The 12,958-nt window shown below is 68.5% G+C and carries 10 protein-coding genes; 6 read left to right on the top strand and 4 right to left on the bottom strand.

What is annotated here, in order from left to right; translation table 11 throughout:
* Positions 1 to 5 precede the first annotated feature (5 nt).
* Positions 6 to 629: an AIM24 family protein gene (locus tag ACT89H_RS25350; protein ID WP_445111211.1), complete on the bottom strand. Its 624-nt coding sequence runs from the start codon at positions 627 to 629 to the stop codon at positions 6 to 8.
* A gap of 182 nt (positions 630 to 811) precedes the next feature.
* On the opposite strand from ACT89H_RS25350, the gene ACT89H_RS25345 reads away from it, so the two are divergent.
* On the top strand, positions 812 to 2,233 hold the full coding sequence (locus tag ACT89H_RS25345; RefSeq protein WP_445111157.1) for a TerD family protein: 1,422 nt from the start codon (positions 812 to 814) through the stop codon (positions 2,231 to 2,233).
* Positions 2,234 to 2,259: 26 nt separating this feature from the next.
* The gene (locus ACT89H_RS25340; protein ID WP_445111156.1) at positions 2,260 to 3,831 is read left to right on the top strand and encodes a TerD family protein; all 1,572 of its coding nucleotides are present in this window, start codon (positions 2,260 to 2,262) and stop codon (positions 3,829 to 3,831) included.
* A gap of 15 nt (positions 3,832 to 3,846) precedes the next feature.
* On the opposite strand, the gene ACT89H_RS25335 is transcribed toward ACT89H_RS25340, so the two are convergent.
* The 3 genes from ACT89H_RS25335 to ACT89H_RS25325 form a co-directional block, all read right to left on the bottom strand.
* Positions 3,847 to 5,517 carry a glycosyltransferase family 87 protein gene (locus ACT89H_RS25335; protein WP_445111210.1) on the bottom strand — a complete coding sequence of 557 codons (1,671 nt, stop codon included), beginning with the start codon at positions 5,515 to 5,517 and terminating at the stop codon, positions 3,847 to 3,849.
* 186 nt (positions 5,518 to 5,703) lie between these two features.
* Positions 5,704 to 8,139 (bottom strand): transglycosylase domain-containing protein, encoded by a 2,436-nt coding sequence (locus tag ACT89H_RS25330; protein ID WP_445111209.1) that lies wholly within the window; start codon positions 8,137 to 8,139, stop codon positions 5,704 to 5,706.
* Between the two features lie 429 nt (positions 8,140 to 8,568).
* Positions 8,569 to 8,988 carry a DUF5318 domain-containing protein gene (locus ACT89H_RS25325; protein ID WP_445111155.1) on the bottom strand — a complete coding sequence of 140 codons (420 nt, stop codon included), beginning with the start codon at positions 8,986 to 8,988 and terminating at the stop codon, positions 8,569 to 8,571.
* A gap of 112 nt (positions 8,989 to 9,100) precedes the next feature.
* Between ACT89H_RS25325 and ACT89H_RS25320 the strand changes: the two genes are divergently transcribed.
* The 4 genes from ACT89H_RS25320 (at position 9,101) to ACT89H_RS25305 (ending at position 12,769) form a co-directional block, all read left to right on the top strand.
* A complete protein-coding gene (locus ACT89H_RS25320; protein WP_445111154.1) occupies positions 9,101 to 10,204 on the top strand; it encodes a DUF1707 SHOCT-like domain-containing protein in 1,104 nt (367 codons plus the stop codon).
* 5 nt (positions 10,205 to 10,209) lie between these two features.
* Complete coding sequence (locus ACT89H_RS25315; RefSeq protein WP_445111153.1) at positions 10,210 to 11,007, top strand: DUF1707 SHOCT-like domain-containing protein; 798 nt, start codon at positions 10,210 to 10,212, stop codon at positions 11,005 to 11,007.
* Between the two features lie 111 nt (positions 11,008 to 11,118).
* A complete protein-coding gene (locus tag ACT89H_RS25310; RefSeq protein ID WP_445111208.1) occupies positions 11,119 to 11,676 on the top strand; it encodes a PadR family transcriptional regulator in 558 nt (185 codons plus the stop codon).
* Positions 11,669 to 12,769, top strand: coding sequence for an inositol-3-phosphate synthase (locus ACT89H_RS25305; RefSeq protein WP_445111152.1), 1,101 nt, complete (start codon positions 11,669 to 11,671; stop codon positions 12,767 to 12,769). The genes ACT89H_RS25310 and ACT89H_RS25305 overlap by 8 nt, the downstream gene beginning before the upstream one ends.
* The last annotated feature ends 189 nt before the right edge of the window (positions 12,770 to 12,958 follow it).

The raw sequence follows: 12,958 nt of genomic DNA, 5'->3' as shown, positions 1-12,958 counted from the left end.
CGCCTCTACCGTTCCGCCGGTTGGATCGACACCACGCCGTGGCCGTCCCAGCGCAGCGAGAACGCCTCGCCCGCGTCCTGACCGACCACAGTGCGCCAGGACACGTCGGTGACGAAGGACTGGTTGAGGTTCCCCCGCGCCGCGACGAACGCGTCCGGATCCACGATCAACGGGTATTGCGGGGAAACCTCCAGGTGGATGAGCGGCCCGCCGGCCGAGAGCAGCGCGACCTGGCCCTGGCCGGAGACGGTCGTGGTGAACAGGCCCTGCCCGGTGGACGCACCGCGCAACCCGGCGAAACGTACGTCGGTGCGCAGGTTTCCGGCGAACGCGAGCAGTTGCTGCGATTCCACTTGCAGCGTCTCGTTGTTCAGGTTCACCACGGTGACGTGCTGGCCGTTGACCGCGAAGAACACCCGCCCGTGACCAGCGCACTCCATCAGCGAGAGTTTCTCGCCGGTGGCCCGGCGCTTCAACCCGGCGAGCACGCCGTCGCCCCCGCCGAAGCCCGCCGCCTTGAACTGCACGTTCCCCTCGTAGGCGATCATCGAACCGGAGATCGCGCGGAGACTGGTGCCGGCCAGATGGGCCTCGATCACCTTCTTCGATTGCTCGAACAGTTGCGCCATGGAATGTTTGCCTGCTGTCTCGATCGGGAACACGGTGTGATCGCCGTATTCCATCTGCGTGCCGTCACCCTAACCGATGCTTGCACGGGTGCCGGGGCAGCGCGGCCGTTGGATTCCAGCGGCGCGCAGCGCGTTTCTCGTAGAGTGTCAGGCGGAACGCACCGACAAGCGAAGGGTCGAACTTGTCCGCAACACTCGCCAAGGGCCAGAACGGTCCGCTGGCCACCAATGACGTGGTGATCTCCGTCCAGCTCACAGCACCGGCGGATTTGTCGGCGCTACTGGTAACGGAGCGGGGCAAGGTCCGTTCCGATGCCGATTTCGTCTTCTTCAACCAGCCCAGTGGCCCCGGCGTCAATCTGCAGCCCGCGCCCGCGGGCGGGCCCGCGGCGCTGGCGGTGTCGCTGAACACGGTGCCCGCCGACATCGACCAGATCCGCGCTGTGATCACGCTCGACGACGCGAACAGCAATTTCGGCAGGTTCCCCGCCCCGACCGCGATCGTGTCGGACGCGGCCGGTAATCAGTTGTACGAGTACCGAATCGACGGGCTGAACACCGAGTCGATCGTGATCGCGCTGGAGCTGTACCGCCGCCAGGGGGCGTGGAAGGTGCGTGCGGTCGGGCAGGGCTACGCGGGTGGTTTCGCCGCGCTGGTCACCGATCACGGTGTGACGGTCGATGATGCTCCAGCCCAGCCCGCGCAGGCCCAGCAGGCCCCGCCGCAGGCCCAGCAGGCCCCGCCGCCACCTCCGCAGCAGCCGGTTCAGCAGCCGCCGAACTACCCGCCACCGACCACCCCGGCGTACCCGACCCAGCAGCAGGCGCCGCAGTACGCGCCGACCGGCGGCTATCCGCCGCCCGGACCCGGTTACCCGCCGCCGCCCGGCCCCGGCCAGCCGCCGCAGAGCGGTCCTGGTTACCCACCTCCCGGTCCGGGTTATCCGCCGCCGCCCGCCCCCGGGCCCGGCTATCCGCCGCCGGGCGGGCCGCAACAGCCCGCCGAGGTCAGCCTGAGCAAGGACCGCCCGGTCAGCCTGGTCAAGGGTCAGCGGGTCACGCTGCGCAAGGAAGGCGCCGCGCTGACCTTCGTGAAGATGGGGCTCGGCTGGGATCCGGTGCGCAGCCGCGGCATGTTCGGCAACCGCACGGTCGACATCGACCTGGACGCGTCGGTCGTCATGTTCGCCGACATGAACCCGGTGGACGTCGCCTACTACGGCCAGCTGACCTCCAAAGACGGTTCCATCCGTCATCAGGGTGACAACCTCACCGGCGAAGGCGAGGGCGACGACGAGGTGATCCTGGTCGACCTGACCCGCGTCCCCGCGCACATCACCACGCTGCTGTTCATCGTGACCTCCTACAAGGGACACACCTTCGAGCAGGTGCAGAACGCGTTCTGCCGCTTGGTCGACGGGACGAACAACGGCGAGCTGGCCAGGTACACCCTCGCCGGTGGCATGCCGTTCACCGCGATGGCGATGTCCAAGGTGTACCGGGTGGGCAACGACTGGAAATTGCAGGCGCTCGGTGAGGGATTCCAGGCCAAGCATCCGGGTGAGGCGGTGCCGCAACTCGGCCGGTTCCTCGTCAACGGTTGAGCGGGCGGGACAGCAGGGCGGACACGGTGATTCAACTGCAGGCCGGTCAGAACATCCCGTTGACCGGTGAGGTCGTTCGTTTCAGCGCGAAAGCCGAGGCTGCCCTCGACGTTTCCGCGCTGGTGGTCGCCGAGAACCTGAAGGTGTTCTCCAGCGACGATTTCGTCTTCTACAACCAGCCGGCGGCGGCGGGGGTCGCCTTGGCCGCCGACGGGGTAACCATCACGCTCACCGAGGTACGCGCGGACGCGAAGGCTGTGCTGCTGGTGGTCAGCGCCGATCCGGCGGCCCCCGCGCGGGCGGGCGGGCTCGGGCCGGTCACCGCCACCCTGTCGGAGGACGACAGTCCGATCGCCGAATTCGCGATCACCCCGTCATCCGGTGAGACGGCGCTGATCTGCCTGGAGGTGTACCGGCGCGGTCCGGCCTGGAAACTGCGGGCGGTGGGCCAGGGTTACGCGGGCGGGCTCGCCGTGCTGCTCACCGCGCACGGCGTCGAGGTCGACGGTGCGGCCCCGGAGCAGCCCGCCCGGCCCGGCACGCACACCATGGCCGGTCCGTTGGCGGGGGACGCGCAGATCGCCACCGCCGGTGCGCCGCTGGAAGTCGGTCACGGCCTGGAACGGTTGTGGATGGTGTTCGAGGACGCCGCGCGGTCGGCCGCCGCCCTGGTATCCGCGCGGGAGTACGCGGCCAAGCGATTGGATCACGAACTGTCGCTCGCGGTCTCCGATCCCGCGACCAGGAACACGCCGGCGGCCGAGCAGGCGCGCAGCGTCGCGCAGCAACGGTACGACGAACTCGTCGACACCGCCGAGCGCAACCATCAGCGTGACGCCGACCAGCTGATGGGCGAACTCGCCGAGGCCGACCGGGTGCTGCCGCCCGCGTTGGCGTCCTGGGACTCGCCCGCGTGGGACAAGCCGCCCGCGCCGAGCGACGGTATCCGGCTCGGCGAGCTGTACGCGTTCGACCGGGGACCGCTGCGCGTTCCGTACTGCGTTCCGGTGCCGTTGAATCGGCCGCTGTGGATCGATGCCGAGTCGACGCGTGCGGTCGCGCCCGTCGTCGGCGCACTACTGGCGCGACTGCTCGCCACGGCGCCGCAGCGGCGGACCCTGGTCGACATCATCGACCTCACCGATGCGTTCGGCGGCTTCACCGGCCTGCTCGCTCCCGTGCTGAACGGCCCGCCGATCACCGACCACGCCGATATCTCGGCGCGGCTGCAAGCGCTGGTGGACGCGGCCGAGCTGGCCGAATTGGCTTATTCGAGCGGCGTTTTCACACCGCCCGCGGAGCATCGGGTGCTGTTGGCCGCGGACTTCCCGCACGGCTATCAGAGTTCGGACGCGCAGCGCATCGGCGCGTTGATCACGCGCGGCGAGCTGATCGGACTGTCCATCGTGATCGTCGGCGCGGACGAGTCCGATTCGGCCGACACCACCGTGGCGATGCTGTCGCAGTCGTGCCGCCACCTGCCCACCGTCGGCGGCACACCGCTGTTCGATCCGTGGACCGGCAGCGCGTGGCAACTCGATCTGGACCTGTTGCCGCACGAGCCGGAACGGCAGGCGCGCTTCCTGCGCACGAGGTGAACGCCGGCGGCCGGATCAGGCGCGGGCGACCGCCGTTCGCGGCCGCAGCGGCTTCGGCAGCCAGGGCGGCAGCGGATCCGGCATGCGATCGACCACGCCACCGACCGGGTCGTCGACGAAATCGCGACGCACCAGATCCTCCTCCGGGCGGTAGATCTGGCGCACGATCAGGGCGCACAGCCCCACCACCGCCACGTCGCGCAGTGCGACGGTGCCGGTGAACCACTGTTCGGGCAAACCTTTGCGGTCCACGCCGAGGTAGTAGAACATTCGCGGCACCCAGACCAGCGCGTCGATGGTCATCCAGGTCAGCAGGATGCGCCGGTGCGGCAGCGCCAAGACCGCGAGCGGCACCAACCACAGCGAATATTGTGGACTCCACACCTTGTTCGTCAGCAGGAACGCCGCGACCACGAGGAAGCACAGTTGCGCCAGCCGCGGCCGTCGCGGCGCGGTGAGGCCGATGTAGGCGATCACCGCGCACGCCGCGACGAAAGCCAGCAGCGAGACGGCGTTCAGGATCGCGGGCGGCTGCCCGTACTTCAGCGCGCCGTCGAAGCCCGGCCAGCCGGTGAACGAGGAGATCACGTTGTAGATCGAGTCCGGGTCGGCGTGCCGGGTGGTGTTGAGGCGGAAGAATTCCTGCCAGCCGTTCGGGAACAGCGCGGCGATCGGCAGGTTCACCGCGAGCCAGGTGGCCAGCGCGGCGCACATCGTGACGGACGCGGCGCCGATCGGGCGGGCGCCGAGAAATTGGATGCGGTAGGGCGTCTCACGTACCCACGCCAGGAAGGTCGGCCAGCCGTCGATGTCGCGCATCCGCAGGCCCAGGTGCGTCCGCAGCGTGCGTTGCATCGTCTCGGTGCGCAGGCACAGCACGAGGATGGGCCCCAGCAACAACAGGGGATACAGTTTGGCCGCGCCGCCCAGACCGAGGAGAACCCCCGCCAGCACGGGTTTGCGCCGGGCCCAGGCGAGCAGACCGGTCGCGGCGAAAGCGGTCGCGAGCGCGTCGAAATTGGTGAACGCGTGCACGATCACCAACGGCGAACAGGCGATCAGCGCCGCGTCCCAGATCCGGCGACCGGACAGCAACGCCGACGCCCAGACAGTGATCAGCCAGGCCATCGCGAGACCGAACGCGACGACGTCGAAGTAGATCACCACCTGGAGCGCGCCGGGCAGCGGCGAAGCGTCCCAGCTCTTCGCGATCCGCATCGACAAATACTGGTACAGGCCGGAGAGCACGGGATATTCCATGTACCGCGTCTCGCGCCCGCCGTCGGGAGTCTTTTCGGTCCACTGCTTCTTGTACGGGAAGGCGCCTTCGTTCAGTCGTTCCGCCCCGTAGAGCGGCACCGTGTCCGAGTAGCACATCGCCACGTACTGGCGGCCGTTGTTCCAGTCGAGGGTCGGACCGTCCGCGCCCGCGGTCTGCTGTATGCAGGCCGCCTTGCCGAACCAGCCGAATGCCAGGAACACCACGGCGAACGCCATCAGCACCCGCATGGGCGTCCAGAACCGCACCCGCCCGATCAGCGCGTGATCACCGACCGGCCCACCGATCACCGTCGACAATTGCGCGGTGAGGGAATCGTTACGACTCGGCCGGTCCCGCGCGTCCGCCGACCGGAGATCGGAAGCGAGTGGAGCAGGGGCGGCGTAGTACGCCCCACGAGGCGCCATCTGGTCCGACAGCGGTGCCCTCCCATTCCTGCGTGGCTCCACCAGCTGCTGATCGGTCACGAAACCCGAGGCTACCCTGTGACCGATTCCGAGCGGAGAGCGATCGGCACGCCTGGAGGGCGCGTCGATTTCGAACAGTGGGGTTCACCTACTGCCGGAGTGACAAGGGAGGTTTTCGTCGATCGACTATCTACTTCGTGTCGACGGCGTCCCGTTGGAGTTTTCTTCTTGCCCGGAGTTGTCGTTGCGCTGATTGCCAGGACGGGGTGCACCGGTGGCTGTCGGCGACGAGCCATCTGTCGGTGCGACCGGCTGGCCGGGCAGCGGTCCCGAGTCCGGCTGACGCTGTTGCTGCGGGCGTTGCTGCTGCGGGGCGGGTTGAACCCCGGGGACGGGGATCGTGATGCCGGGCAGAATCTCCACCTGGGTCGGTGCGACCACTACCGGCGGAAGCAGCGGGGATTCGACAGTGGACGGCGGGGTGTACGGTGCCGACCATTCCGGGACACCGGCTTGCCCCTTGATCGGAGCCGGCTTCGGGAAGTTCTCGTTCGGGGTTCCCTTCAGCGCGCCGTCCATCGTGGCCTTCCAGATATCGGACGGCAGGCCCGATCCGTAGATCATGCCACCACTGGCATTGCGCAGCCGGTCACCCTGCTCCGTGCCCACCCACACCGCGGTCGACAACGACGGGGTGTAACCGACCATCCACGCGTCCCGGTTCTCGCCGGTATCACCGAGCTGGGCGGTGCCGGTCTTCGTCGCCGACTCCCGGCCACCGGCCAGGCCATGGTTGCGCGAATAGGCGGCGATGGGCTTCATGGCGGCGGTGACGTTGTCGGCCACCGCGGCCGAGACACGCTGTTCCCCGGCCACCTCACCACGGTCCAGCAGAACCTGACCGTCGGCGGTGACCACTTTCGACACGAAGTGCGGCGCGTGGTAGACGCCGGAGGCCGCCAGCGTCGCGTAGATGGAGGCCATGTCGAGCGGCCGGGCTTGGTACTGGCCGAGCACGATGCCGTTGTTGGGCCCGGAGCCGTCCGGCTCGGTGAGCGTCTTGCCGACTCCCGGAATGGTGTCCGGCATGCCGAGCTTGTACGCCATATCGGCGATCTTGCGCGGGCCGTTCTGCATGTCCAGCTCCATCCGATAGAAGCTGGTGTTCAGTGACCGTTTCAGTGCCTCGGCGATCGTGCATGTGCCGCACTGCTCGCCTTCGACATTGGAGATCTTGATGCCGTTCACGGTCACCGGCGAGCTGTCGTACATCTGCGACAGCGGGATGCCCAGCTCCAGATTGGCCGCGAGGCCGATGACCTTGAACGACGAACCGGTCTGCAGGCCCGCGTTGGCGAAGTCGTAGCCCTGGCCGTCGCTGCCGCCGTAGTAGGCGCGTACCGCACCGGTGCGTGGATCGACGGAGACCACGGCGGTGCGCAAGTTCGCCGGCTCGCCATCCATGTTCTTGTTCACCGCGTCGACGGCAGCCTGCTGGGCCTTCGGGTCGATCGTGGTGGTGATCTGCAGACCTGCGGTGTTCAGCTGCTGCTCGCTGATGCCCGCGGCACCGAGTTCCTTGAGCACCTGCGTCTTGATCAGGCCCTCGGGGCCGGAGTCCTGCGCCTTGTCCCTGGTCGACGCGAGGGGCACGACCTGCGGATATTGCAGGCCCTGCCGCTCGGCCGCGGCCAGATTGCCGCCGGAGACCATACCGTCGAGCACGTAGTTCCAGCGGGTCTTCGCGCCGTCGGGGTTCTTCTCCGGGTCCAGGCCGGACGGCTGCTGGATGGTGGCCGCCAGCACCGCGCCCTCGGCGACGGTCAGCTGCTGCACCGGCTTGCCGAAGTACGCCTTGGCCGCCGCGTCGATGCCGTACGCGCCGCGACCGAAATAGATGGTGTTCAGGTAGGCGGCGAGGATCTCGTCCTTGCTCCATTGCCGCGCCATCTTGGCCGAGATGACCAGCTCGTGCATCTTGCGGGTCAGCGAGTGTTCGTCACCGACCAGCGCGTTCTTCACATACTGCTGGGTGATCGTCGAGCCACCGCCCGCGCTTTCCTTGCCGAGGATGTTGTCCCTGGCCGCGCGCGCGAAGCCGGAGATCGAGAAGCCGGGGTTGGTGTAGAAGTCGCGGTCCTCGGCGGCCATCACCGCGTTGCGCACGTGCGGCGGGATCTGGTCGATGGTGACTTCGGTCCGGTTGCCTTCCGGTGGAACGACTTTGCTGAGCACCGTGGTGCCGTCGGAGGCGAGGATGGTCGCCACCTGATTGGTCTTCAGGTCGCCCGGCTGCGGCACCGACACCGTGGTGTACGCGGCCAGGAAGATGCCACTGGGCAACAGGATGGCCAACGCGATCAGGACGTAGAGGGTGCGGCGCACGATCCGCCAGGGGAACTTCTTCTGCTGCGCGGGCCGACGGCCTCCCGGCCCGTCGGAGCCGCCGCTGCCGCCACGGCGCGGCGGCGGGCCCGCAGGCGGACCGCCCGCGGCCTGCCTGCGTTCGCCGGTGCCGGGTCCGCTGCCGGGAGCGCGACGTCCGTCGCGGTCCACCGCCGGACGTGCGCCGGTGGCCGGGCGCGGGCCGGTGGCGGGGCCGCGCCGGTTGCGCTCGCTCACCGCCTCGCTCAGGGAACCCGGACGCTGGATCCGCTGGGTCGCCTGGGGGCCGGGGGCGACGCCATTGGGCACGCCCCGGTTCGGCTGGGGCGGACGCGCGCCCTGCGGGGGCCGCCCGGTCGGGGGCGGGCCGGGACGGCGCGGCGGCTGCGGCCCGCGCGGGTCACCGGGGAGGGGACGGGCACCGGGCGGCGAGCCGGGACGGGCGCCGGGGGGTGGCCCGGGACGGGGATTCTGGTACGGGTTGGGACTTGGACGTGAACTCTGCGGAGGACGACCGCCACGTGGCTCATCGCCGTAGGGCTCGTAGGGCGAATTCACTGACAAGATCTCCATAACTCGTAGCGGTCCAGGTGGCAATCAGCGGTCGTCACCGCGGCGGAGGCATACCGGCTCCGCGAGTCACCCGCTGGGGACGACCCAGGCACATCATTCGGCGGCGGTACGCCGGTTCGCGCGGGTCCCGGCGCGGCGGCGCGGCGGTGCCGGAGCGGAACCGAGCACATAGGACTGCACCAGATGGTTCCAGCTGCACGTCCGGCATACCTCGACGACATGAACCGAGAATTCTTCGCTTGTCTCGGCGAGTCGCGCAAGTTCCTCGGGTGTGCGAGCCGATCCGGCGACCGGGCCGAGGCCGTCGCCGAAGACCCAGGATACGAGGGTCAGCTGTTCCTTCCGGCAGATGGGGCAGGTGACCTCGCTCCCCCGGCCGTGGAACTTCGCCGCACGCAAGAGATAAGGATTCGCATCACACACCTCGGCGACATCGACCCGGCCCGCATAGACGTCAGCCAGCAGCGACCTGCGCCGCAGGGCGTAGTCGACAACTTGCCGCTGAATTCGCACGAGAACCAGAGTAGCGGTGTCGGAATCGGGCCGCCCCGGGCTGTTGCGGATTGCCCGGTCCCGACCGGGCCGATCCAGCGCGTAGGGCCGCCGCTCGGACTACGATCCGTCTGTGTCCACCGCAGCATCCGGGCGCATGCGAGCGCGTGATCTCGACCGTGCCGACGCGTCCGGTCTTCTGGATGCCGCCTACGCCGAGGGCCAGCTCGGCGCCGATGAGTACCACGCACGGATCGCGCAGGCCGCGGCAGCGAAGACGCTGGGCGAACTGGCCGCGCTCACCACCGATCTGCAAACCCCGGCCGCGGTCGGTGAGCTCGCCGGACCGCGTCCGTCCGTTACGCGAAAAGTATTGCGGCGCTCGGGATCCGGTGAAAGTTATCCCGATCACACCCGAGCGCGCGATGCCGATCGCGCCACTACGCGCGAACTGCTCGACCTCGCCCGCGCCGACGGTCAGCTGTCCGAGGAGGAGCACGAGGCCCTCACCGAACTCGCCGCGGAGGCGCGCACCCTGGGGGATCTGGAAGATCTGGTCGCGGACCTCCAGCGGCCCCGCGACCTCACCCCCGCGCCGCGACCGCCGCGTTCGCACCGGCGTCGGTGGTATCGGGCCGCGGTCGTCGTGGCCGCGGCGCTGGCCGCCTGCGCCGGTTTCGTCGCGGTCACCAGAGAGGCGGAACCGCGATCCGCGGCCCAAGCGCCGCCCCCGGTGCGACTGGGGACGGTGCAGCCCGTGGTGGTCGCGACGCCGAGTCTGGTCACCACCGCGGGAATCACCACATTCCTGCGCAACTACCAGCGGAAATTCGGTGATCTGCAAGTCGACGAGCTGCTTGTGTACGACGGCTTCGCCTCGCTCACCCGGGCCGTTCCCGGGCAGCCGAACCGGAAGGTTCGGTACGACTACCGCGGTGGTTTCGCCCAGTCCACGGAGATCGAGACACGCAAGGCGGACACTCCATCGGTGGATCTGGCCGGGCTGAACGCGGAGGCGATCGGCCGGGCCCTGGCCGACGCGGCCACCACGACCCGGGTGCCCGGCGGCGTCGTGTCGTATTTCCAGGTGCGCGTCAACGGGCTGTCCGCCGATTACGGCATTCCCGTCGGGCAACCGGTCATCGAGGTCTACGTGACCAACTCCGTCCAGGAGAGTGGCCAGTTCGTGCTGACCCCGGCGGGCGAGCTGCGCCGCGTCCGGCCCTTCGGAGGATGAGAGCGATGGCGACCACCCGATACAGCGACGTCCGTGCCCGCGACACCGATCGCGCCGACGTGTGCGGCCTGCTGGACGCCGCGTTGGCCGACGGCCAGCTCGACGCGGCCGAGCACGCCGCGCGTACCGCCCGAGCCATGCGCGCGAAGTCCTTCGGTGAGCTCGACGCGTTGATCGACGATCTGCAGATTCCGGACGGGCTGGCCGACGCGCCGGTGGTGCGGGTGGACCGGCGGCGTCCGCGCCGCTGGCCGGCGCCGGTGTCGGTGCTGGTCGCGGCCCTGGTGGCAGGTGCGATGGTCGGGGGGATCAGCCGTTGCGGCGACGATCTGCCGGGGGTATCCGAGAACGTTCCCGACTTGACCACCGGCGCTGGGCTGGCCTACTTTCTCGCGGAGTACCGGGTGGAATTCGGCGATATGAGCGCCGACGAGGTCACGTTGTATCCGAAGTACGTGACCGTGGACCGGCAGAAGCCCGGCAGCGCGTCCGAGACCGGCGACTACTACTACGACGGCGACTTCCGCGCCTCGAGGACGTCCGAGCGTCAACGCGGAACCCGCTCCTTCGATCTCGCCGCCATCGACGTACCCGCCATCGCCGGTCTGCTGGCCGGTGCGCCCCAATCGGTGAAGGCTCCGGATGGGGTGATCACCCACGTCATCATGAATTTCCAGCCCAGCGGTCCGGTCGACGCCGGCCCGGCGATATATATCTACGTCAAGAACAAAGGCGGCTCGTCCGGATACTTGACGGTCACCTTCGCGGGCGAGCCGATCGTGGTCTCCCCACCCGCTCACTGACCGCGCACGTCGCCCCACCTGGCCGACAACTGTGCACAGATGTATCGCTCCGATATAGTGGAAAGTCGCATCTATCGGTTAGGTTCTGTACACAATCAGGAGGTGAAGCCCGTGCTGGAGCTGGCAATCCTCGGGCTGCTCCTGGACGCGCCCATGCACGGATACGAGCTGCGCAAGCGGCTGACGGGCCTGCTCGGGGCCTTTCGTGCCTTCTCCTACGGATCGCTCTACCCGACGCTGCGCCGCATGCAGGCCGACGGGTTGATCGCCGAGGAGATCCCAGCGGGCGCGACGACACGCCGCGCGCGCCGGGTCTACCAACTGACTCCGGCCGGGCGGGAGCGGTTCAGCGAGTTGCTCGCCGACACCGGACCGCAGAACTACACCGACGACGGCTTCGGCGTTCATCTGGCTTTCTTCAGCCGCACCCCCGCGGAAGCGCGGATGCGGATCCTGGAGGGCAGGCGGCGTCAGGTCGAGGAGCGCCGGGAGGGGCTCCGGGAGGCGATCAAGAAGGCCGGCGGGTCATTGGATCGCTACACCCGGCAGCTCCATCAACTCGGGCTCGAATCAAGCGAGCGCGAAGTGCGCTGGCTCAACGAGTTGATTGCGGCGGAGCAATCGACGAAGGCGGCACCACAGAAAGAGGGAAATATCGGCCATGAGTGACGTCAAGAAGGCGGACAACGCCACAGCGGTTCGCGTCGCCATCGTGGGTGTGGGAAACTGCGCCTCTTCGCTGGTCCAAGGCGTGCAGTACTACAAGGACGCGGACGAGTCCTCGACCGTTCCCGGCCTGATGCATGTCAAGTTCGGGCCGTACCACGTGCGCGACGTCAAGTTCGTCGCAGCGTTCGACGTGGACGCGAAGAAAGTCGGCTTCGACCTGGCCGAGGCGATCTTCGCCAGCGAGAACAACACGATCAAGATCTCCGACGTGCCGCCGAGCGACGTCGTCGTACAGCGCGGGCCGACCCTCGACGGCATCGGCAAGTACTACGCGGAGACCATCGAGCTGTCCGAGGCCGAGCCGGTCGACGTGGTGCGGGTCCTGAAGGACAACAACGTCGACGTGCTGGTGTCCTACCTGCCGGTGGGCTCGGAGGAGGCCGACAAGTTCTACGCGCAGTGCGCGATCGATGCGGGTGTCGCGTTCGTCAACGCGCTGCCGGTGTTCATCGCCTCCGACCCGGTGTGGGCGGAGAAGTTCACCAAGGCCGGTGTCCCCATCGTCGGTGACGACATCAAGAGCCAGGTCGGCGCGACCATCACCCACCGCGTGATGGCCAAGCTGTTCGAGGATCGCGGCGTGCAGCTCGATCGCACCATGCAGCTCAACGTCGGCGGCAACATGGACTTCAAGAACATGCTCGAGCGCGAGCGCCTGGAGTCGAAGAAGATCTCCAAGACCCAAGCCGTCACCAGCAACCTCAAGAAGGAGCTCGGTGCCAACGACGTGCACATCGGCCCGTCCGACCATGTCGGCTGGCTCGACGACCGCAAGTGGGCCTACGTCCGCCTGGAGGGCCGCGCCTTCGGTGACGTGCCGCTGAACCTGGAGTACAAGCTCGAGGTGTGGGATTCGCCGAACTCCGCGGGCATCATCATCGACGCGGTGCGCGCGGCGAAGATCGCCAAGGACCGCGGCATCGGCGGACCGGTCATTCCGGCCTCGGCCTACTTGATGAAGTCCCCGCCGAAGCAGCTCGCCGACGACATCGCGCGCGCCCAGTTGGAAGCTTTCATCATCGGCGCGGAGTAGGCACCGCACCGGCAGGAGGTCGGCCGACGGCGACATGCCCTCGGCCGACCTGCCCGGCGACTACCGACCCCGGTAGACGTCTCTCCGCCAGCCGCTTCACCACGAGGATCACCAATACGCCGTTGTCCAGCCGGTACGCGACCCGGTATCTGCCGACGCGCAGCCGGAACAGGTCGTCGTGGCCGGACA

Source organism: Nocardia aegles, from assembly GCF_052545135.1.
This window is presented reverse-complemented; position numbering and strand designations above follow the sequence as displayed.

Coding starts and splice junctions, on each gene's coding strand:
- ACT89H_RS25315 (WP_445111153.1), top strand. CDS start 10,210: ATGGCGACCACCCGATACAGCGACGTCCGTGCCCGCGACACCGATCGC.
- ACT89H_RS25350 (WP_445111211.1), bottom strand. CDS start 629: ATGGCGCAACTGTTCGAGCAATCGAAGAAGGTGATCGAGGCCCATCTG.
- ACT89H_RS25305 (WP_445111152.1), top strand. CDS start 11,669: ATGAGTGACGTCAAGAAGGCGGACAACGCCACAGCGGTTCGCGTCGCC.
- ACT89H_RS25335 (WP_445111210.1), bottom strand. CDS start 5,517: ATGGCGCCTCGTGGGGCGTACTACGCCGCCCCTGCTCCACTCGCTTCC.